Origin of the sequence: Haloferax sp. Atlit-10N, from assembly GCF_003586325.1 — an archaeon.
GTDB lineage: Archaea > Halobacteriota > Halobacteria > Halobacteriales > Haloferacaceae > Haloferax > Haloferax prahovense.
In genome coordinates this window covers 772,715-792,752 of record NZ_PSYX01000001.1, presented here as the reverse complement: position 1 = coordinate 792,752, position 20,038 = coordinate 772,715, and the positions used below count along the sequence as shown (strand labels likewise).

The window sequence follows — 20,038 nt, the reverse complement described above, 5'->3', positions numbered from 1 at the left end:
CGAGTGGCGACGGTCCGGACCGCCCCCTCGACGCTCACATCGTAAACAGGTGCGAGTCGTCCGGGATGTCGAACAGCCCCATCCTGACGCCCGCGTCGAGCCAGCCGTAGCCGTACGAGAACGACGCCAGCGCGTTCACCCAGTCGTCGGCGGCCTTGAAGTGCCGGCCGTCGTCGAGGTAGGATTCGGCCATCTCCAGGCAGTCGGCGGCTGCGTCGCCGAGGTGCGTCTCGTCGGGGACGGCCTGCACCGCCTCGTCGAGCGCGTCGGCGAGCATCCCCTCGTAGCGGTTCGTCTTCTCCTGTAGGTCGGCGGCCATGCGGAGTGATGCGTCGGCGACGGATACCGGTCTTTCGCTCCGCGCGCTTCGGAGCCCGTGGCATGCGTTATCGTGCCGGTGTTGTAGCGCTCCTCGCAATACAGCGAAACCTTAAGACACCGGTGTAGCGAACTATCGGCTATGACAGAGGACGCCGATTCGTTCGTGGAACACAGGAAACTCATCGTCGCCGGCTCGGGCATCTCCGGGCTCTCGTCGGCTATCTACGCGGCCCGCTCCAACAACGAGCCGCTGGTGCTGGAGGGCGACGAGCCGGGCGGACAGCTCACGCTCACGACCGAGGTGGACAACTACCCCGGCTTCCCCGAGGGCATCTCCGGGCCGGAACTCATCAACAACATGAAAGAGCAGGCCGAGCGCTTCGGCACGGAGATTCGCCACGGCATCATCGAGGACGTGGACGCCTCCGAGCGCCCGTTCACGGTCACGCTCAAGAACGGCGACGTGTACACCGCAGACGCCATCATCGCGGCGTCGGGCGCGTCGGCCCGCACCCTCGGCATCCCCGGCGAGGAGAACCTGATGGGCTACGGGCTCTCGACGTGTGCGACCTGCGACGGCGCGTTCTTCCGCGGCGAGAAAATCATGGTCATCGGCGGAGGCGACGCCGCCGTCGAGGAGGCCAACTTCCTCACGAAGTTCGCCTCGACGGTCTACCTCGTCCACCGCCGCGAGGAGTTCCGCGCCGAGGACTACTGGGTCGACCGCCTGATGGAGAAGGTCGACGAGGGCGAAATCGAACTCATGCTCAACACCGAGGCGACAGAGCTTCACGGCTCGCCCGAGGAGGGCGTCGACCACGTGACGCTCGTCCGCAACCCCGAGGGGCACCCGAGCGACAAGCTCGACGACCCCGAGACCGAGGAGTTCGACTTCGACGTGGGCGCGGTGTTCTACGCCATCGGCCACACGCCGAACGCCGACTACCTCGAGGGGACGGGCGTCCAGCGCGACGACGACGGCTACATCGTCGCCAAGGGCGGTTCCGGCGGCGGCCAGACCGCGACCGACGTGCCCGGCATCTTCGCCGCGGGCGACGTGGTCGACTACCACTACCAGCAGGCCGCGACCGCCGGCGGCATGGGCGTGAAGGCCGCCCTCGACGCCGACGACTACCTCGAAGAACTCGAACGCGAGGAAAAGCGGGCGGCCGCGGGCGCGGCCGAGTAAGGCGAGCGAGCGACCTCAACGCTCGGCGTTCGGGTTTTATCTCACTCGATTTCTCTTCGGTTCCCTACGTCAGCGACCGCAACAGCCACGCGAGGATGAAGCTAATCGCCACGAAGATGAGGTAGACCCCCGGCGAGAAGCGCACGTCCACGACGCCGACCGCGCCCGCGACCGCCACGGCGAAGAGGACGAGCCCGACGCCGACGAGACCGTTCCCGAGGATGTTCGGGACCCCTCGTTTGGTTTCCATACCCCGGGGTTGGACTCGCCGAAAAATAAGCGTGCGGAGCGTTCCCAGCGGGTGAAACGGGACGCGGTTGTGGTCCGACGGACGCGGCCCGCCCGCAGTCGTCAGTCGGCCGCGCCCGGACTCGCGTCGGCCCCCGCGCCGCGCTCTTCGGGCGTCAGGTAACACTGCGGGTCGGGGCCGAACAGTTCGCCCGTCGCCGCGAGCGACCGAAGCCGCGAGGAGCCGCGGCACACGTCCTGATACTGGCAGGTCGCGCACTTGCCGGTGAGATGCCGTTCGCGCTCGCGGAGCTTGGCGAGAAGCGGGTTCGACTCGTCGTCCCAGATGTCTCCGAACGGGCGGTCCCGGACGTTGCCGAGGCTGTAGCCCTGCCAGAACTGCGTGAGGTGGACGTCGCCGCGGTAGTCCACGTCGGCGACGCGCTCGCCGGTCGGGTCGCCGCCGTTGACGCGAAGGTACCGGTGAATCCGCTCGGCGTGGTCGGCGTCGAGTTCGTCGCGGGCGTACTCGACCACGTAGGCGGAGTCGGCGTAGTTGCCGACCAGCAGCGTCTCTATCTCCTCGCCCTCGGCGTGGTACTCGCGGGTCATGTCGAACAGTCGGCGGACGGCGCGGCGCTGGGCCTCGTCGTCGAGGTCGGCGTCGGCGATGTCGCCGCCGCGGCCGCCGTAGTCGAGGTGGTAGAAACAGAAGCGGTCGACGCCGACGTCGTACAGCAGGTCGACCACGTCCTCCATGTCGGCGGCGTTGTGCTCGGTGATGGTGTACCGGAGGCCGGTCTTGAGCCCCACCGACAGACAGTTCTCGATGCCGCGGACGGCGGCGTCGAACGCGCCCTCTTTCCCGCGGAAGCGGTCGTTGCGCTCTTCCAACCCGTCGACGGAGACGCCGGCGTAGGAGAGCCCCGCGTCGCGGAGCGCTCGGGCCTTCTCCTCGGTGATGAGCGTCCCGTTGGTCGAAAGCACCGCCCGGATGCCGGCGTCGGTGGCGTAGTCGACGAGTTCGACGAGGTCTTCTCGGACGAGCGGTTCGCCGCCCGAAAACAGCAGGACGGGCACGTCGTAGGCCGCGAGGTCGTCGATGAGCCCCTTCGCCTCTGCGGTCGAGAGTTCGCCCTGCGCGGGGTCGAGGTCGGCCCCGGCGTAACAGTGTTCGCAGTAGAGGTTACAGCGCCGCGTCGTGTTCCAGACCACGACCGGACGTTTCTGTTTCTCCTCGCGTATCTGGTCGATGTCGGCGTCGGGGTCGTCGTAGCGGAGGCCGTCGCCCTCGGCGCCCTGCCCGCACAGGAGCTTGCTGATGGAAATCACTCGACCGACACCCCGTTTTCGGCACCGCGGGCGGCCCCCGCCGTCTCGCCGTCCGCCGCGTCGCCGTTCGCGGCGAGGTCGTTCCCGCCGAGTCGGAGGAACTCGTCGGCCGGCGCGAGCCAGAGGTCCGCGTCGCCGTCGCCGAACAGCGTCCGCGCCTGCTCGGTCGCGAGGTCCTCGGCGGGTGCGCTCACGCTGCCGACGTGGCGCATCGGCTCGGCCGACGCGTCGCGGTAGAACACTTCCCACTGGCGGCTGCCGTCGATTCGCGGTCGTCGCCTCGGGTCGTCGTCGTCCATGTCGTCGCCTTCGGGCGGGGCGGCCACGCTCGTTTCGCCCGTTTTCAGCGCGTGGGAATCGAAGCTTTAGACTTGTTCGGCCACTCACTACGGCCAGCTAATGACGCAACGGTTCACCCGGCGGTCGGTTCTCCGCGCAACGGCGGCTTCGACAGGTATCGCGCTGTTGGCGGGCTGTTCGAGTTCGTCCGGCGACGGCTCCGGCGGCGCGGACGACGGGGGCGGTTCCGGCGGCGATTCGTCCGGCGGGGAGGACACCGCCGACCGCGAGATGCGGGACTTCGGCGGCTGGTTCGACCGGACGGGGAACTACGACGGCGTCCACGACCTGACGGGACAGGACACCGTCACGGTCGCGGTCGGTGCGGCCGGCAACGGCGGCGGCTACGCGTTCGCTCCCGCCGCGGTGGAGGTTTCGCCGGGAACGACGGTCGTCTGGGAGTGGACCGGAAACGGCGGCACCCACAACGTCGTCAACCGCGAAGACGGGCTGTTCGAGTCGGACCTCACCGTCTCCGAGGGCCACACCTTCGAGTACACGTTCGAGGAGTCCGGCGAGTACAAGTACGTCTGCGTCCCTCACGAGACGCTCGGCATGGTCGGCGTCGTCGTCGTCGAGTAAGCGCACGTCGTCGTCTTCGCGTCGTTGCGGGCGAGTGAACTCCCCAGCCCCCTCAGTCCGCGGGCAGGCCGGCCGGTGTCGGCGTCATGCGGACCGTAGGACGTCGTTCAGCGGCGCGGTACAGAGGACGCAGCCGGTCTCCCGGAGCGTCCGCATCATCGGCTCGTTGACCCGATAGCGCTCGCCGCACTCGGGACAGGTCACGTCGAACTCGCGCATCGTTGCTCACCGACTAGTGGTACGCCGTGGAGGTCCGAGGGGGCGCACCCTGCATTCGCGGGGGGCTGATACCCCGTCGGTGCGTCTCATCTCGTCACCCCTGAAGAATGGCACCCATGAGCTTCTTTTGCGCCATGGCGAGGTGCTCGGAGAACGTCGAGGTCGTGATGCCGAGTTCGGTTGCGACCTCGCCCTTGTTGGCGCGCCGCGGGTGGTCGAAGTAGCCCATCTCGTGGGCCGTCTCCAGCACCTCGCGCTGGCGGTCGGTGAGCTGGCCGCGCTCGACCAACACGAGGTCCCGCGACTCGTCGGACGACGACTGGAGCAGTCGGCGCACGTCCACGGAGCCCGACGATTCCCGAAGGGAGGCGACCACGTCGCGGAGCGTCTCAACGTCGGGCGCGTGGAAGGTCAAAAACAGCGCGCCGTCGCGCGTCTGAACGTCCACGACCGGGCAGTCGAACGCCTCGACGCGCTCGCAGGGACAGCCGATGCCGCCCTCGCGGTCGAACCGGTAGACGCTCCCGTCGCCGTACGCGAACAACTCCTCCATCTCCTCCGGGACCTCGGCGTCGTCGTCGAAGACGAACTCCTCGACGACCGACCCGCGCTCGTTGGGAGCCATGCTCCGCGAGAGCGCGTAGCCCGAGGTGTCGCCCTCGGAGACGGTCGCGACCGGACAGCCGTCCGGCCCCGTCACTTTCAACTCCGCTCTGATGCCCGCTGCGCTCGTCATAAGAGTATGCAGTCTCTCCAGCCCCTGATATAAACACCCCCGATACACCGGGCCTTTATATCGTGGTTCGTTTCCACCCGGCGACTGCCGTCGCGCGGACCACGGCGGGTCACGGGGTGTATAAAGCGCCCTGTATATTCTGGGTGCCCTTCGACGGACGACGCGGCCGAAGCTACGGGTGAGCATGCAGACCGGCCTCAGACGCAAGCCGACCGGACCGAAGCCCGCCGAACTGGAGGCGGAACAGGTGCTGGAAGCGCTCTCGGACCGCGCGTGCCGGCAGATTCTCACGACCCTGCAGGGCGCGACCGAGCCGATGACCGCACAGGACCTCTCCGAGGTGTGCGACGTACCGTTGTCGACGACCTACCGGAAGGTCGAACAGCTCTCGGAGGCGGCGTTACTCGAAGAGACGCTCCAACTGCGGGCGAACGGGACCCACACCCACCAGTACCGGTCGAGCGTCGAGTCGGTCACGGTCTCGCTGGACGACGAACGGGGGCTGGAAGTCGCCCTCGGCGGGGACCGCTGATGGGGTCGGAACCGGCACACCCGCCGGACTCGGGGCGCGAACACCCCGTGCGCCCGCGGCTCGCATCTCGGATGACTACCCATCCCGACGGGCGCGAGGAGTGCACGATTTACCCGGCCGACGCGACGCCCGAAGCGCAACTGACCCGGTGGCTATCGGCGTTCGAGGGGAGCTTCGTCGACCTCGAATCGATGGAGTAAGCGCGGCGTTACAGTCGGTCGGCGTCGACGCCGTCGTCGCCCTTGCTCCACGGGCGCGGGCTGTCGAGCGCCATGAGGTACTCTTCTAAGAGGGTCGGAAACGCCCGCCCGCGGAGGTTTCGGAGGCCGAAGTCGGCGGCCCAACTGATGATGCCGGTGTCCTCCGTGACGACGCCGGCGTTCAGTTCACGGGCGAGGATGAGGAGGTCGAAGTCCTCGCGGGAGTCGAGGACGCCCTGTCTGAGCGCGCCGCGGTAGTCCTCGCGGAGGTCGGAGATGACCTTATCCACGTCGGAGAGCTTCGACCCGCCGTTGGACCGCTGTTTCGACTCCTCGGCCTTGCGGACGGCCTTCTCCGAGACGCGGAGGCCGCGGTTGACTCGGTCGGACATCTCGTCGATGAAGCGGTAGACGACCTCCGCGGGGATGTACACCTCGTAGCGGTCGGGGTGTTTCTTGATGACCCACGTGTCGAGTTTGCCGAGTACGTCCTCCGAGACGCCGCGCTCGCGCAGGATGTGTTCCAACTCCGCGGCGATGGACGGCGGCATGTAACACGAGATGTTCAGGTCCAGTCGCGCGGCGGCGATGGTGTCGAGGAGCCGTTCGATTCCCTCCTCGAACGTCTCGTCGTCGTCTCGAATCTCCTCGGAGAGAAACAGCGAGGTGTCGAGCACGAACCGTTGTTTCAGCGGGTACTCGGCCATCGGTCGCCAATTGGTACCGCGGCACTATGACCCTTCCCCGTGATGAAAGTGAGAGGAACCGCCGGAGAGACGGTCAGAACAGCGGTTCGATGCGGTCGTCGCCGGTCGAGACGAGGTCGTCGAGCGACGCCGCGCTGGACTCGCGCTTGGCGAGCATGTCGCGTTGGGTCTCGATGGCGACCGCCTGCAGCTCCTTCACCCGCGGCACGTCGTAGACGCCCGACAGGAGCACGACCGCCGCGACGAAGTCCGAGTCGACGGGGTAGTCGCCGCCGCGAATCTCCATCGTCCCGGTCTCGTCTTCGAGCCACGTCCGCGCGCGCTCGATGCCGCGGCGCGAGAGCACGTCCGACGGGCCGGCGACGACGACGAGGCCGCGCTCCGCGCCGGCAATCTCGCAGGGCATCGTGAGCCGGCCGAGGGCGGCGCGACGCACGAGACTGGTGATGCGGTTCGTCGAGTCGCCGCCGTCCTCGGCGACGGCGTTCCCGCCGGAGAGCCGGGAGAGCAGGCCGCGCTTGGGGCGGTCGAGTTCGACGGCGGCGTAGCCGATAGTCGAGACGCCGCCGCTCCCGAGCGTGTTGATTATCTCGGAGGCGTCCACGACGGACTCCGCAACTGCCCCGGAGCCGTCGCCCTCGCCGGCGCTGAACAGCACGCCGAGGCGGCGGGCGAGCTCCGCGTTGAGGCTGCCGTAGCCGGCTTCGAGCGACTCGCCGGTCTTCCGCCAGGCGTCGTTGTCGAAGACGATGAGGTTGTCCACCTCGCGGACGAACGTCTGGAGCGACCGCGCGGCGTTGAGCGTGTAGATGCCGCCTTCGTCCCGCGCGGGGAGGATACCGAGGCCGTAGACGGGCTCGGTGTAGATGTGCTTCAGTTCGCGCGCGATGACGGGCGCGCCGCCGGAGCCGGTGCCGCCGCCGAGCCCAGCGACGACGAGAAACGCGTCTATCTCGTGGACCGGGAGGTCGTCGACCATCGAGAGCACGTCGCCCACGTCCTCCGCGGTCACCTCCGCGCCGAGTTCGTTGTCCGCGCCGACGCCGTGGCCCTTGACGCGCGTCAGACCGACGAGCACCTGCCGCGATTCGGGGACGTTTCGGAGCCCCCGGAGGTCCGCGCGAGCCGAGTTGACCGCGATAGCGTCGACGACGAACCCCGTCTTCGTCCGTCGCTCGTAGTCGACGAGGACGTCGACGACCTTGCCGCCAGCCTGTCCGATACCGATGAGTGCGAGTTTCATGTCCGTGTTCCTCTCAGAAAACGAACCACTAGACGCGCGCTCAGGCCTTGAATATGCTGTGCGTAGCGCTGTGCAACGACAGCTTAATCGGAGAACAGGTCGGCCGCCGTGTCGTCGCCAACGGCGTCGTCGTGGGTCGATTCTGCGTCGTTCGCGCCGGCGTCGGCGTCGCCCGGACCGGTTTCGCCGTCGCCGGTGCCGTCCCCGCCGGCGTCACGCTCGCGGAACGAGTCGCAGGCGAGTTCGCCGACGACCGAGAGCAAGTCACCGGGTTCGACGATGGTGCCGCGCTCCCGGAGGCGCTCGTAGACCGCGAAACCGTCGTCGCCGGCGTAGTTTCGCTCCGAGAAGGGGCGTTCCTCGACGAGGACGAGGCGGTCGGCCTCGGCGGCCGCGTCGAGGTTGGCGAGGTTGCCGTCTCCGACCTCCACGTCGGCGACGACGGTCACGTCGGCGGCTTCGACCCGCGACTCGACCGCGGCCCGCGCGGCGTCGTCCACGGGCGAGTACGGCGGCACGGTCACGAGGTCCGCGCCGACTCGGCGGGCCGCCTCGGCGTCGGTGTCGCCCTCGTTGAGCGCGCCGGCGGAGAGGGCGTAGCCGGCCGCCGAGAGCAGGTGGAGCGCCCGCGCGCCGGTGCCGCCCCCGCCGACGACGTGAACCCGACCGTTGGCGTCGTCCGACGACGGCGGGAGGGCGGTCACGTACACCGAACCGGTGACGGGGTGGCGGGAGACGACCGCCTCGGCGTCGAAGGCCTCGCGTAAGTGCTCCTCGGAGAGCACCGCCGCGGGGTCGCCCGCCGAGAGGATGCGCCCGCCCGAGAGGAGGACGAGCGCGTCGCAGTAGTGGGCCGCGAGGTTGAGGTCGTGGATGGCCGCGACCGCGGTCGTCCCGTCCGCGACGAGGTCGGAGACGAGTTCGAGCGTGCGGACCTGGTGGTTGATGTCGAGGCTGGCGGTGGGTTCGTCGAGGAGCAAGACGGGCGTCTCCTGTGCCAGCGCGCGGGCGATGAGGACGCGCTGGCGCTCGCCGCCGCTGACCTCCGTCACCGGGCGGTCGGCAAGCGACTCAACGGCGGTCCGGCGCATAGCGTCGTCGACAGCGGCGGTGTCGCGCTCGCGCCAGCCGTCGAACCGCCCGCGGTGCGGGGTCCGACCCATCTCGACGACGTCGCGGACGGGGAAGTCGAAGGTGACGCTCGTGGTCTGGGGGACCGTCGCCACGAGCCGACTCGCCGCCTTCGACGATAGGGCGTGCACGTCCTCGCCGACGACGCGGACCGACCCCTCGTCGGGCGCGAGCGCGCCGTTGAGCGTCCGGAGCAGGGTCGTCTTCCCCGCGCCGTTCGGACCGATGAGGCCCACGAAGGTGCCCTCGCCCACGTCGACGGAGACGGCGTCGAGAATCGAGTGTCCGCCGAGCGAGAGCGACACGTCGTCGAGTCGAATCGCCGGGTCGGCGTCGCCGAAGGGGTCGGAGTCGGCGGAGTCCGCGTCGGCACCGAGGTCGGTGCCGCTGGAGCGGTCGAAGTCGCTCACGGCGAGCGCACCTCCCGCGTGCGGAGCAGGTAGAGGAAGAACGGCGCGCCCACGGCGGCGGTGACGACGCCGACCGGTATCTCCGCGCCGCCGGAGCGGGCGACGGTGTCGGTGGCGACGAGGAACGACGCGCCCGCCAGCGCCGACGCCGGGAGCAACACCCGGTGGTCGGGCCCGACGAGGAGTCGGAGCATGTGGGGGACGACGAGGCCGACGAAGCCGATGACGCCGGAGACCGAGACGGCCGCGGCGGTGACGACGCTCGCGGTGGCGAGGAGCAGTTGTTTCGTCCGCTCGACCTCGATGCCGAGGGCGTGGGCGTCCTCCTCGCCGAGCAGCAGGACGTTCAGGTCGCGGGCGTGGACCAACAAGACGACGAACGGAAGCGGCAGGACGAGCGCCAGCATGCCGACCTCGCTCCACGTCGCGCCCGCGAGATGGCCCATGAGCCAGAAGACGACCTGCCGGAGGCTCTCGCCGCTCTGGAGGAGGAGAAACGAGATGACCGCGCCGAGGAACGTCTGGATGGCGACGCCCGCGAGAAGCAGGGTCGCCACGGGCGTCCGACCGTTCTCGCTGGCGAGGAGGTAGACGACGAAGGCGGTGACGACGGCGCTGACGAAGGCCGCGCCCTCGAGACCGAACGGAATCGAAAGCGAAAGCACGATGGTCGCGACCGCGCCGACGGCGGCCCCCGAGGAGACGCCGACGATGGAGGGGTCGGCCATCGGATTGCGGAAGAAGCCCTGCATCACGGTTCCCGCGGTGGCGAGCGCGAAGCCGACGAGGGCCGCGAGGAGGATGCGCGGCAGGCGGACCGAGAGGACGATGATGCGGGCGGGCCTCGGCACGGAGAACGCGAACGGCGAGACGAACTCCAGCGTCGGCGTCGGAACCGACCCGACGAGGGGGAGGACCGTCGCGCCGCCGAGGGAGACGCCGACCGGGATGGGAACCGCGTCGGCGAGGATGGCGGCGACGGTCCGGGGCGGGATGGTCACGGCCCCGATGCCGGCGCTCACGACGACGACGAGAAGCAAGAGCCCGGAGAGGCCGAGCGACCACGTGGTCGCCCGCGTGCGAACGCTCATTGAACACAACCGCGCTTTCAGTAGGTAAATATTTATTGAACAGTCGCTGAGGCCACTACCGTGAACCGACAACTCGTCGTCGCCCTACTGGCGCTCGCGACCGTGTTCGCCGGGGTTCCGGCACCGGCCGCGGCCGCGGTAGACCAGACCGCACAGCAGCAGACCGCGCAGTGTACGTTCCCGATGACAGTCACCGACGCCACGGGAACCGAAGTCACCATCACCGACGACCCCGACCGGGTCGTCACGACCAACCCGAGCGCCGCCCAGACCATGTGGGAACTCGGCGCGCGCGACGAGGTCGTCGGCGTCTCGCAGTACGCCATGTACCTCGACGGCGCATCGGAGAAGGGGAACGTCTCCGGCTCCGGCGGCCTCAACGTCGAGGCCGTCATCGGCCTCGAACCCGACCTCGTGCTCGTCCCGAACTCCTCGTACAACGCCGAGCCCGACCGCGTCGGACAGCTTCGCTCGGCGGACATCTCGGTCGTCGTCTTCGAGTCCGGGAAGTCGCTCGACGCCGTCGCCAACAAGACCGAGCGCGTCGGCCGCATGACCGGGAACTGCGAGGCCGGCGTCGAGCGCGCGGGCGAGATGCGCGAGTCGATGGAGCACATGCAACAGGCCCTCGACGACGCGGAGCGTCCCGTCGGTCTCAACTCCTTTTTCGGCTACACCTCGGGCTCCGAGACGTTCATCTCCGACATTATGACGACCGCCGGCCTGCGCAACGGCGCGGCGGAGGCGAACCTCACCGGCTTCGCCCAGATTAACGAGGAACTCGTCGTCGACATGAACCCCGAGCACATCGTCGTCCCCGACCACGCGCCGGTGCCGAGCAGTCCGGCGTACAACAGCACGACGGCGATACAGGAGGGCAACGTCATCGTCATCGAGGCGCACAAGCTCCAACAGCCCGCCCCGCGAGCCGTCGAGGCGAGCGAGGAGATTCTCGAAGCCGTCCACCCCGACGCCTACGAGCGCTACCAGCAGCTCGAAGACGAGTCGGCAACGGATCCCACCGAGAACGCAACTGAGACGACCACGGCCGCGGATGCGACCGAAACCGACGCGACCGAGTCGCCCGCGACGACCGAGTCGTCGGAATCGACCACCGAGAGCGACGCGCCCGGATTCGGCGTCGTCGCCGGCCTCGCCGCCATCGGCGCGGTCGTCCTGCTCGCGCGTCGTCGGTAACCGGACCGACTCGCGCGTCGTTTTCCATTTCTCGTCGTCCGGCTCCGTGAGACCACAACCGTATTACCGGCGGATGGCGGACACACGGGTATGGTCGAGAACGTCATCTACCCCGCCTACCTCGACGCCGCGCTCTCGCGCAGCGAGGGCCGACGGGTCGCCCAGTCCGCGGCGGTCGAAGCGCCGACCGTCGACGAGATTGCGAAGGCCGTCCAGCAGGTCGGCTACGACGCCGTCATCGAACGGGACAAGCGGTACTCTCGGGAGTTCGACACTCGCGGGCGTGTCCTCGTGAACAACGCCGACGACGCCACGAAAAACGACATCGTGCAGGCGGTCGCCGCCTACGTCGGAATCCTCCGCGACTGATGCGGCGAATCGGCACGGTCTCCCGAACGGCGCAGGGGCTCGCTATCGTCCGCCTCGACGACGACGACACGCCCGACATCGGAACCATGGTCCTCGACGAGTCGCTGTCGACGGTCGGTCGCATCGTGGACGTGTTCGGCCCGGTCGACCGCCCCTACGTCGCTGTCACGGCAGACGACGGCTCGCCCGCGCGGCTCGTCGGCAGCAAGCTCTACGCTCGCTGACGACTCCAGAGCGCAACCCCCATACCCCTCGGGTGGGAACGCCCCTGCATGTCACGCCGCGCCTATCGGGGGGTCGCCCTCGCCGCCCTCATCTTCCTCGTCGTGCAGGTGGGTGCGCTCGCCCTCGTGCCGACGTTCTTCGAACAGGGGTACCAGACGGTCGAAGACCCCACCGACCCGACGAACAGCCTCCTCTACATCGGCGCGATTATCGCCATGACCGCGTTCATGCTCGCGGCGTTCAAGTACGACCTCGACCAGCTTATCCGCCTCATCATCGTGTTCACGAGCGGCCTGCTCGCGTGGTACGTCTTCGCCGCGCTCGTCCCCAACGCGCTCGTCGCCATCGCCCTCTCGGCGGGCGTCTCGCTCGCCCTCCTCGTCTACCCCGAGTGGTACGTCATCGACGCCGCCGGGGCGCTCATGGGTGCCGGCGCGGCCGCCCTGTTCGGCATCAGCTTCGGCCTGCTGCCGGCCATCGTGCTCCTCTCGGTCCTCGCCATCTACGACGCCATCAGCGTCTACAAGACAAAGCACATGCTCGACCTCGCGGAGGGCGTGATGGACCTCCGCATCCCGGTCGTGCTCGTCATTCCGACGACGCTGTCGTACTCGCTTCTCGACGACGACTTCGCCCGCGACGCCAACGAGGTCGGCGATGGCGAGAACGCGACAGACGGGGGCGAACCGGCAGCGGTGGCCGACGCGGAGACGGCTGACACCACTGCCGACACCGACGCCGAGGACTCCGGTTCCGGCGAGCGCGACGCCTTCTTCATCGGTCTCGGCGACGCGGTCATGCCGACCGTGATGGTCGCCTCGGGCGCGTTCTTCTCCGAAGCGCCGTCGCTCGGCTTCGGTGCACTCCCGGCGCTCAACCTCCCGGCGCTCCTCGCCATGGTCGGGACGTTCGCCGGGTTCGCCGGGCTGATGTGGGCCGTGATGAAGGGGCGGGCGCACGCCGGCCTGCCGCTTCTCAACGGCGGCGCAATCGGCGGCTACCTCGTCGGCTCAGTCGTCGCGGGCGTCCCGCTCGTCTCCGCGCTCGGACTCGCGCCGTACCTCTGAAACGCGGCTCCGTCGAAAATCTCTGTCAGTGACAGTTTGTTGCGGCTGTGCTGAATACAGGGCGCAAGTCGGTCACAGAACCTGCCGGTATCGATGTTAGGTATGGGGATTTTTATTATAACTCCCACAAGGGCTATCACTCTATAGATATCATATAACTAACACATGAAATTCATCTACATCGCTATTGCCGGTGCGATTCTTGCACTAATATCGCTCCCACCCGGCCTCATGCTAATTATTGTGGGATTGTCGTTGCATTTCTTTCAAAAGTACAACTCTCGCCGCCTTGATGAAGCGGGTGAGCGCTAGATAACCACGAGGATAGCAATGAACACCTACCTAACGACTGTTTCATCGCTGGTCGCGTGAATCGAACATCGAAATCTTGCTGAACTCATCTTCTACGTCTTGCACGCCGGTTCTATCACTTATCTAGAAGTTCAACAGCGACGTACCGCCCGGGTTCCCCGGTTTTACCTCATTCTTCGTCCGCGCCCTCGCGGACGCGAACCGCCATCCCCGTCTGGAAGTCGAGCATCGCGTCCGCGGAGAGTTCCGCGCGACCGACGCCCAGCAGGTCGCCGTCGGGGCCGACGACGCACACCTCGTCGCCCGAGCGAACCGCCGGGTCGGCGGCGGTGACGAACTTGGCGAACGCGTTCTTGCCGTCGCTGACGAACGGGACCGACTCGTCGCCGACGCGGACGACGTAGGCGTCGCCGCCGAGGGCGTCGTAGAGGCGGCGGCCGCCGGCGACGCCGAGGGTGAACCGCCCGTCGGTGCCGTAGGAGGTGACGCGGTCGCCCTCGACGTACACCTGTCGCGGGCGGCCGCTGCGCGAGCGCGAGAGTTCGATGTCCGCGTCGGTCGGGAACAGCGCGTCGCCCGCGCCGGCCCCGAACTGGTAGTCGGCGACGACCCGGAGGTCGTCCAAATCGGTCGCGTGGCCTTCGGTCATACCCCGTCGTTCGCCCCGCCGGCTAAAGTGGGTCGCGGTCCCGTCCGACCGCGTGTACCGGGTTAGCACGCACGTTCGAGACGGAAAGCCCTAAGTACGGGACAGACCCCCGTCGGAGTATGTCTGTGGACGTTCGACTCGCCGCCGTGGGGACTGTGCTGCTGCTCGCGAGCAGTATGCTTCTCACGCAGACGGCGCTCGACTGGCGGCTCCCGACGGTGCTCGCCGCCATCGCAGCGCTCGGCGCGGTCGCCACCGTCGCCCGACTGGCGACGCCAACGGCCTGACACGCCGCTCGCGGGCTCGGCCGCGACCCCAGTACGCCGCCGTCTCGACCCACCCGTTTTACGTATTATCGCATCGACACGTCGAGGTATGGCCGCGATCAACTCCCTCCAGACCGCCCTCCGAGGCATCCGGTCGAACCCCGTGTTGTTCCTCGCCGGGCTCGCCTTAGGTCTCGTCACGCTCCCGCAACTCGCCACGCAGTTGGCGCAGATACCCATCGTCCCGACCGCCCTGATGGCGGTGACGTTCTTCGTCACGCCGTTCGTCGCCGCCGGCCTCTACGGGATGGCCGACGAGGCGGTCGACAGCGGGGGTTCGACCTCGCTGTCGACCCTGACCGACGTCGGCCGCGAGAAGTACGTCCCGATGCTCCTCGCGAACATCGTCCAACTCGGCATCGTCATCGCCTTCGGTATCGTGTTCCTCATCGTCGCGGTCGTCATGGCCATCTCGCTCGGCCTCGGCGGCCTCGCCGCCGGCGGTGGTGACGTCTCCAACTTCGCTCTCGGCGGCGGCTTCCTCGTCGGCCTCGCCGTGCTCGGCCTCATCGGGCTGGCGTACTTCGTCGTCATCTTCCTCGTTCAGTTCTACCCTGTCGCGGTCGTCGTCGGCGACAAGGGCGCAATCGAGTCGTTCGGCGAGAGCTACCGACTCGTCCGGAACAACATCATCCCCTCGCTCGGCTACTCGGTCATCCGGTTCGTCGTCGGCCTCGTCATCAGTATCCCCGTCACGGGGTTCATCGTCTTTCGGACGTTCCAGAACGTCCAGCAGGTACAGGACGCGGCGAACCCCGCGGCGGCGCAGGCGGGTCTCGGATTCTCGCCGACCGAAATCGCCGCCATCGCCGCCATCTCGATGGCGACGCAGATGGTTCTGGCGACGTTCCAGTACGTCTACGCGGTCGCCTTCTTCGAGGCGCACGACTCGGGGTCGAACGGACCGGCCGGAACGGCCGGCCCGGACATCGACGGCGACTCGGTGATTCCGCAGTTCGAATAATCGCCCCGCGACCTACAGCAGGAACGTCTCTTTTCGTTCGGAGAGGTCGATGAACGTGTCCGCCGCCTCGACGAGTTCGTCCGCGGTGGACTCCTTGAACGCCATCACCTCGACGCGGACGCCCTCGTGGCGGAGGTGGGTACAGAGCCGCTCGAAGTCGCCGTCCCCCGAACAGAGGACGACCGTGTCCACGTGGTCGGCGAGGCTGACCGCGTCGAGCGCGATGCCGAGGTCCCAGTCGGCCTTCTTCGAGCCGTCGCCGAACGTCTTGATGTCCTTGATTTTCGTCTCGAAACCGATGTCGACGAGTGCATCGAAAAAACTCACCTCGTCGGGCGAGTCCGCTCGGATGACGTAGGCGATGGCGCGGGTGAGCGCGCGGCCCGCCGTTCCCTTCTTGAGGAGCGACGAGTAGTCGATGTTCCGCGAGTACAGACTCTGTGCCGTATGGTAGAGGTTCTGCGCGTCGGCGAGGATGGCGACGCGCTGGTTGGGGTGAATCTCGGTCATTCGTACGACGCTTGGGCGGCGCGGGCTAATAACCGTCCGGGGAGACGGGGGTGCGGCGGACGGGTGTCCACCTCGGTGACCGAAAACCGGACGGAGAGCGCCCCAAAGCCGCCGGAGGCGGGCCGTCGAGGTCCGGCAGGTCCTGCAGACGACGCAAGTTATATTACGCTTCCAGCACCTGCATCCGGTGTGAACGACGCGACGCGGCCCTCGGAGGTCACCACACCCTCGACAGCGTCGCCGTCGCGTGCCGCTTTCTTTTCGAAAAAACGTGCGTACTGAATCGCTCGTTGCGGGAGTAGCGACCCCGTCTCGGGCGGCCTTCGGCTGACGCACGTTCCGGTCACACGACCGATACCGACCTTCCCACGACCGTCACCACACCCATCACCGACACATGACATCATTCGACTTCCGCGGCGTCTATCCCGCGATGACCACGCCGTTCCACGACGACGGCAGTATCGACTTCGAACAGTTCCAGGCCGACGTGCGACGCCTCGAAGAAGCCGGCGTCGACGGCATCGTCCCCGTCGGCTCGACCGGCGAATCGGCGACGCTCACCCACGACGAACACGTCGAGGTCGTCGAGGCGGCCGTCGAGGCCGTCGAGGACGTGCCCGTCGTCGCCGGGTCCGGGTCGAACTCGACCCGCGAGGCGCTCGAACTCTCCCGGCGCTCCGCCGACGCCGGGGCCGATGCGTTGCTTCTCATCTCGCCGTACTACAACAAGCCCGAGCAGGCCGGCCTCGTCGAGCACTACCGGACCATCGCCGACGAAATCGACCTGCCCCAGATCGTCTACAACGTCCCCGGTCGCACCGGGAGCAACATCCTGCCCGAGACGGCCGCGACGCTCGCCGAGCACCCGAACATCACCGCCTACAAGGCCGCCAGCGGCGACCTCGGACAGATTTCGGAGGTCGTCGAGCGGACCCGAGACGAGCAGTTCGCGGTGCTGTCGGGTGACGACGCGCTCACGCTCCCGATTCTCTCGGTCGGCGGCGTCGGAGCCATCTCGGTCACGGCGAACGTCGAACCCGCGCGCGTCGGCGCGATGGTCCACTCGGCGCTGCAGGGCGACTACGAGCGCGCCCGGGACATCCACCACGACCTCGCCCCGCTGAACCGCCACCTGTTCTCCGAGACGAACCCCATCCCGGTCAAGGAGGCCATGGAGATTCGGGGCTACGGCCCGGCGCGCCTGCGCCCGCCGCTCACCCGCCTCACCGAGGAGAACACCGAGGAACTGCGCCGCCTGCTGTCCGACCTCGAAGCCGAACAGGCGATTCCGGACGGGGGTGCTGCCGAGTGACGGTCTCTCTCGGCGTCACCGGCGCGACCGGCCGCATGGGCGGGGAAGTCCTCGCCGCGGCCGCCGACCGCGACGACCTCGCTGTCGCCTTCGCGGTCAGTCGCTCGCCCGGCGACGAGGTCGAGGGCGTCGCCGTCGAGGACGCGGCCGACTTCGCCGACCTGCTCGCTTCGCACGACCCCGACGTCGTGGTCGACTTCACCGGTCCGGGTTCCTGCATCGAATACGCGTCGGCCTGCGCGGAGGCGGGCGTCGGCTTCGTCACCGGGACGACCGGGCTGAGCGAGGGCGGCTTCGACGCGCTCCGCGAGTCCGCATCGGAGGTCCCGGTGCTGTACGCCTCGAACTTCTCGCGCGGCATCGCGGCGCTCCGCCGGGCCGTCCGCGAGGCGGTTCCCGCCCTCGACGGCTACGACATCGAACTCACGGAGACGCACCACAACGCCAAGCGCGACGCCCCAAGCGGGACGGCGCTGACTATCCTTGACGATATCGACGATGTGCGTGGCGAGTCCGAGCGCGTCCACGGCCGCGAGGGCGAAGCGCCCCGGTCCGAGGGCGAAGTCGGCGTCCACGCTCGCCGGGCGGGGGATATTGCCGGTGAGCACGAGGTATTACTGGCTGGAAATCACGAGTCTCTTTCACTCACGCACCGCGCGGGGTCGCGGGGGGTCTTCGCCGCTGGCGCACTCGACGCCGCGACGTGGCTCGCCGACCGCGACGCCGGGTGGTACGACTTCACCGAGGTACTCGAATGAACCTGGAATCCGACGTACGAGACCTGTGGCAGCGATACAATGACGGCGACGTCGACGCCGAATCGGCGACCGTCGACGAACTCGACACGCTCGACGCGTTCCTCGACGCCCTCGAAGCGGGCGAGGTGCGCGCCGCCGAGAAGACCGGCTCCGACGTGACCTCGTGGGAGGCCAACGAGTGGGTCAAGCGGGGCATCCTGCTCAACTTCGGCCTGCGCGAGACGCTCGCCCGCGAGTACGGCGACGTCCGCTACCACGACGTGCTCCCCCTGCGCGACACCGAGGACCTCGGCGAGCGCGGCACGCGCAACACCCCGGACGGCACCGCCATCCGCCGCGGCGCGTACCTCGGCTCCGACTGCATCATGATGAGTCCCTCGTTCGTGAACGTCGGCGCGCACGTCGGCGACGGCACGCTCGTGGACTCCTGTGACACCGTCGGCTCCTGCGCGCAAATCGGCGCGAACGTCAAGCTCGGCGCGAACACGCTCATCGGCGGCGTGCTCGAACCCGTCGAGGACGCCCCGGTCGTCGTCGAAGACGGCGCGGCGCTCGGCGCGGGCTGTCGAGTCACCTCCGGCTTCGTCGTCGGCGAGAACTCCATCGTCGGCGAGAATACGCTTCTGACGCCCCGAATCCCCGTCTACGACCTCGTGGACGAGGAGATTTACTACGGCCACCTGCCCGCGAACCGCCGCGCCTTCACGCGTTTCGTGGAGTCGTCGCTCGGCGACCACGACCTGTTCGCCGGCGGCGCGTACAAGCCCGCGGTCGTCGCCCTCGACATCGAGGACGACACCCTCGACGCGACCCGTCGGGAGGAGGCGCTGCGCGAATGAGCGGCGGCGGGCCGGCCGTCCGGCGGCTCTCGGACTGGGACCGCGAGCACCTGCTGTCGCTCGCCGACGAGTTCGGCTCGCCGCTGTACGTGACCGACCTCCGTCGCGTCCGCGAGAACTGTCACCGACTCCGCGAGGCGTTCCCCGAGGCGCACGTCAGCTACGCCGTCAAGGCCCACGCCGGGCGCGCGGTGCTCGAAACCGTCCGCGAGGCCGCCGTCGACGCCGAGTGCGCCTCCGCGGGCGAGGTCGAGCGCGCCCTCGACGCCGGCTTCCCCGGCGAGCGCGTCCGCTACACGGCGGTCAACCCGCCGGACGCCGACCTCGACCACGTCGTCTCACGGTGGGAGTCGAACCCCGAGATGACCGTCACGGTCGGCGCGGCGGACACTATCGACCGCCTGCGCGAGCGCGGCTTCGACGGTCGGCTCTGCCTCCGGGCGAACCCCGGCGTCGGCGCGGGCCACCACGAGAAGGTCACGACCGGCGGGCACGCGAAGTTCGGTATCCCCATCGACCGCGTCCCCGACATCGCCGCCGACGCGCGCGACGAGTTCGACCTCGTCGGCGTCCACGCCCACGCGGGAAGCGGCATCTCCGGCGACGACCTCTCGGCGCACCGCGAGTTGGTCCGCCGGATGGGCGACCTCGCCCGCGAGGTCGGCGACCTCGAATTCGTCGACGTGGGCGGCGGCTTCGGCGTCCCCTACCGCGAGGACGAACCGCCGCTCGACCTCGACGCCGTCGCCGACGCGACCCGCGAGGCGCTCGGCGAGGTGGACGCACAACTCGCAATTGAACCCGGCCGCTACGTCGTCGCCGACGCGGGCGTCCTCCTCTCGCGGGTCAACACCGTGAAAGAGGCCCCCGAAACGACCGTCGTCGGCATCGACGCTGGTATGACGACCCTGCTCCGACCGGCGATGTACGACGCGTACCACGCGATTTCGAACCTCTCTCGGCCCGACGCCGACCCGGTTTCGACCATCGTCGCGGGCCCCGTCTGCGAGACGAGCGACGTGTTCGCCGACGGCCGCGAACTCCCCGACCCCGAGCGCGGCGACTGTCTCGCGCTCGGCAACGCGGGGGCGTACGGCTACGAGATGGCGAGCACCTACAACTCTCGTCCGCGCCCCCCGGAAGTCGTCCTCGACGCCGACGGCCACCGACTGGCCCGCCGGCGCGAGACCCTCGACGACGTCACCGCACTCGAACGAACCGCATCCGAGCACATCCCCAACTGACCA

26 protein-coding genes are annotated in these 20,038 nt (G+C 68.5%); 14 read left to right on the top strand and 12 right to left on the bottom strand.

Annotated features, from left to right (window positions below):
• Positions 1 to 34 precede the first annotated feature (34 nt).
• Positions 35 to 319, bottom strand: coding sequence for a DUF357 domain-containing protein (locus tag C5B91_RS04125; RefSeq protein ID WP_049968335.1), 285 nt, complete (start codon positions 317 to 319; stop codon positions 35 to 37).
• 141 nt (positions 320 to 460) lie between these two features.
• On the opposite strand from C5B91_RS04125, the gene C5B91_RS04120 reads away from it, so the two are divergent.
• Positions 461 to 1,510 (top strand): NAD(P)/FAD-dependent oxidoreductase, encoded by a 1,050-nt coding sequence (locus tag C5B91_RS04120; RefSeq protein WP_008092776.1) that lies wholly within the window; start codon positions 461 to 463, stop codon positions 1,508 to 1,510.
• Between the two features lie 64 nt (positions 1,511 to 1,574).
• On the opposite strand, the gene C5B91_RS04115 is transcribed toward C5B91_RS04120, so the two are convergent.
• From C5B91_RS04115 to C5B91_RS04105, 3 genes are all read right to left on the bottom strand, one after another.
• Positions 1,575 to 1,760, bottom strand: a complete 186-nt coding sequence (locus C5B91_RS04115) for a hypothetical protein (protein ID WP_004977475.1) — start codon at positions 1,758 to 1,760, stop codon at positions 1,575 to 1,577.
• A gap of 101 nt (positions 1,761 to 1,861) precedes the next feature.
• A complete protein-coding gene (locus C5B91_RS04110; protein ID WP_008092773.1) occupies positions 1,862 to 3,070 on the bottom strand; it encodes a TIGR04347 family pseudo-SAM/SPASM protein in 1,209 nt (402 codons plus the stop codon).
• Complete coding sequence (locus tag C5B91_RS04105; protein ID WP_008092771.1) at positions 3,067 to 3,396, bottom strand: Htur_1727 family rSAM-partnered candidate RiPP; 330 nt, start codon at positions 3,394 to 3,396, stop codon at positions 3,067 to 3,069. The genes C5B91_RS04110 and C5B91_RS04105 overlap by 4 nt, the downstream gene beginning before the upstream one ends.
• 73 nt (positions 3,397 to 3,469) lie before the next feature.
• Here C5B91_RS04105 and C5B91_RS04100 point away from each other — a divergent pair, with 73 nt between their 5' ends.
• The gene (locus C5B91_RS04100; RefSeq protein WP_049913410.1) at positions 3,470 to 3,991 is read left to right on the top strand and encodes a halocyanin domain-containing protein; all 522 of its coding nucleotides are present in this window, start codon (positions 3,470 to 3,472) and stop codon (positions 3,989 to 3,991) included.
• 84 nt (positions 3,992 to 4,075) lie between these two features.
• Here C5B91_RS04100 and C5B91_RS22945 read toward each other — a convergent pair whose 3' ends face one another.
• Together C5B91_RS22945 and C5B91_RS04095 are read right to left on the bottom strand one after the other, a co-directional pair.
• Positions 4,076 to 4,210 carry a hypothetical protein gene (locus C5B91_RS22945; protein ID WP_008092767.1) on the bottom strand — a complete coding sequence of 45 codons (135 nt, stop codon included), beginning with the start codon at positions 4,208 to 4,210 and terminating at the stop codon, positions 4,076 to 4,078.
• Positions 4,211 to 4,304: 94 nt separating this feature from the next.
• Positions 4,305 to 4,946 (bottom strand): helix-turn-helix domain-containing protein, encoded by a 642-nt coding sequence (locus C5B91_RS04095; protein ID WP_049968332.1) that lies wholly within the window; start codon positions 4,944 to 4,946, stop codon positions 4,305 to 4,307.
• A 184-nt stretch (positions 4,947 to 5,130) separates the two neighbouring features.
• On the opposite strand from C5B91_RS04095, the gene C5B91_RS04090 reads away from it, so the two are divergent.
• Both C5B91_RS04090 and C5B91_RS04085 read left to right on the top strand, forming a co-directional pair.
• The gene (locus C5B91_RS04090) at positions 5,131 to 5,478 is read left to right on the top strand and encodes a helix-turn-helix domain-containing protein (RefSeq protein ID WP_008092763.1); all 348 of its coding nucleotides are present in this window, start codon (positions 5,131 to 5,133) and stop codon (positions 5,476 to 5,478) included.
• Positions 5,478 to 5,678, top strand: coding sequence for a hypothetical protein (locus C5B91_RS04085; protein WP_008092761.1), 201 nt, complete (start codon positions 5,478 to 5,480; stop codon positions 5,676 to 5,678). The genes C5B91_RS04090 and C5B91_RS04085 overlap by 1 nt, the downstream gene beginning before the upstream one ends.
• Positions 5,679 to 5,686: 8 nt before the next feature.
• Here the strand turns inward: C5B91_RS04085 and C5B91_RS04080 are convergent, their stop codons facing one another.
• The 4 genes from C5B91_RS04080 to btuC all read right to left on the bottom strand — a co-directional run bounded on the left by C5B91_RS04080 (position 5,687) and on the right by btuC (position 10,260).
• Entirely contained in the window at positions 5,687 to 6,385 is a 699-nt protein-coding gene (locus tag C5B91_RS04080) for an RNA ligase partner protein (RefSeq protein WP_008092760.1), read from the bottom strand.
• Between the two features lie 73 nt (positions 6,386 to 6,458).
• A complete protein-coding gene (gene cetZ3 / locus C5B91_RS04075; protein WP_008092758.1) occupies positions 6,459 to 7,628 on the bottom strand; it encodes a tubulin-like protein CetZ3 in 1,170 nt (389 codons plus the stop codon).
• 83 nt (positions 7,629 to 7,711) lie between these two features.
• Positions 7,712 to 9,169 carry a heme ABC transporter ATP-binding protein gene (locus C5B91_RS04070; protein ID WP_115819130.1) on the bottom strand — a complete coding sequence of 486 codons (1,458 nt, stop codon included), beginning with the start codon at positions 9,167 to 9,169 and terminating at the stop codon, positions 7,712 to 7,714.
• Entirely contained in the window at positions 9,166 to 10,260 is a 1,095-nt protein-coding gene (gene btuC, locus C5B91_RS04065) for a vitamin B12 ABC transporter permease BtuC (RefSeq protein WP_008092755.1), read from the bottom strand. Before btuC ends, C5B91_RS04070 begins: the two co-directional genes overlap by 4 nt.
• A 60-nt stretch (positions 10,261 to 10,320) precedes the next feature.
• On the opposite strand from btuC, the gene C5B91_RS04060 reads away from it, so the two are divergent.
• From C5B91_RS04060 to C5B91_RS04045, 4 genes are all read left to right on the top strand, one after another.
• Complete coding sequence (locus tag C5B91_RS04060) at positions 10,321 to 11,457, top strand: PGF-CTERM-anchored ABC transporter substrate-binding protein (RefSeq protein WP_115819129.1); 1,137 nt, start codon at positions 10,321 to 10,323, stop codon at positions 11,455 to 11,457.
• A gap of 90 nt (positions 11,458 to 11,547) precedes the next feature.
• Complete coding sequence (gene srp19, locus C5B91_RS04055; RefSeq protein WP_008092751.1) at positions 11,548 to 11,826, top strand: signal recognition particle subunit SRP19; 279 nt, start codon at positions 11,548 to 11,550, stop codon at positions 11,824 to 11,826.
• Positions 11,826 to 12,050, top strand: coding sequence for an H/ACA ribonucleoprotein complex subunit GAR1 (locus C5B91_RS04050; protein WP_004977496.1), 225 nt, complete (start codon positions 11,826 to 11,828; stop codon positions 12,048 to 12,050). The genes srp19 and C5B91_RS04050 overlap by 1 nt, the downstream gene beginning before the upstream one ends.
• A 48-nt stretch (positions 12,051 to 12,098) precedes the next feature.
• Positions 12,099 to 13,118: a presenilin family intramembrane aspartyl protease PSH gene (locus C5B91_RS04045; RefSeq protein ID WP_115819128.1), complete on the top strand. Its 1,020-nt coding sequence runs from the start codon at positions 12,099 to 12,101 to the stop codon at positions 13,116 to 13,118.
• Positions 13,119 to 13,599: 481 nt separating this feature from the next.
• Here C5B91_RS04045 and C5B91_RS04040 read toward each other — a convergent pair whose 3' ends face one another.
• Entirely contained in the window at positions 13,600 to 14,079 is a 480-nt protein-coding gene (locus C5B91_RS04040; RefSeq protein WP_115819127.1) for a PUA domain-containing protein, read from the bottom strand.
• A 119-nt stretch (positions 14,080 to 14,198) separates the two neighbouring features.
• On the opposite strand from C5B91_RS04040, the gene C5B91_RS22055 reads away from it, so the two are divergent.
• On the top strand, positions 14,199 to 14,366 hold the full coding sequence (locus C5B91_RS22055) for a hypothetical protein (protein ID WP_008092747.1): 168 nt from the start codon (positions 14,199 to 14,201) through the stop codon (positions 14,364 to 14,366).
• Between the two features lie 88 nt (positions 14,367 to 14,454).
• Positions 14,455 to 15,369, top strand: a complete 915-nt coding sequence (locus tag C5B91_RS04035; RefSeq protein WP_115819126.1) for a hypothetical protein — start codon at positions 14,455 to 14,457, stop codon at positions 15,367 to 15,369.
• A 12-nt stretch (positions 15,370 to 15,381) separates the two neighbouring features.
• On the opposite strand, the gene C5B91_RS04030 is transcribed toward C5B91_RS04035, so the two are convergent.
• The gene (locus C5B91_RS04030) at positions 15,382 to 15,879 is read right to left on the bottom strand and encodes an NYN domain-containing protein (RefSeq protein ID WP_008092745.1); all 498 of its coding nucleotides are present in this window, start codon (positions 15,877 to 15,879) and stop codon (positions 15,382 to 15,384) included.
• A gap of 397 nt (positions 15,880 to 16,276) precedes the next feature.
• Here C5B91_RS04030 and dapA point away from each other — a divergent pair, with 397 nt between their 5' ends.
• The 4 genes from dapA to lysA are packed head-to-tail and all read left to right on the top strand — an operon-like array spanning position 16,277 to position 20,035.
• Positions 16,277 to 17,194, top strand: coding sequence for a 4-hydroxy-tetrahydrodipicolinate synthase (dapA, locus tag C5B91_RS04025; RefSeq protein WP_008092744.1), 918 nt, complete (start codon positions 16,277 to 16,279; stop codon positions 17,192 to 17,194).
• The gene (dapB, locus tag C5B91_RS04020) at positions 17,191 to 17,952 is read left to right on the top strand and encodes a 4-hydroxy-tetrahydrodipicolinate reductase (RefSeq protein ID WP_008092742.1); all 762 of its coding nucleotides are present in this window, start codon (positions 17,191 to 17,193) and stop codon (positions 17,950 to 17,952) included. Before dapA ends, dapB begins: the two co-directional genes overlap by 4 nt.
• Positions 17,949 to 18,791, top strand: coding sequence for a 2,3,4,5-tetrahydropyridine-2,6-dicarboxylate N-succinyltransferase (locus C5B91_RS04015; protein ID WP_004977509.1), 843 nt, complete (start codon positions 17,949 to 17,951; stop codon positions 18,789 to 18,791). Before dapB ends, C5B91_RS04015 begins: the two co-directional genes overlap by 4 nt.
• Complete coding sequence (gene lysA / locus C5B91_RS04010) at positions 18,788 to 20,035, top strand: diaminopimelate decarboxylase (protein ID WP_008092739.1); 1,248 nt, start codon at positions 18,788 to 18,790, stop codon at positions 20,033 to 20,035. Before C5B91_RS04015 ends, lysA begins: the two co-directional genes overlap by 4 nt.
• Positions 20,036 to 20,038 lie beyond the last annotated feature (3 nt).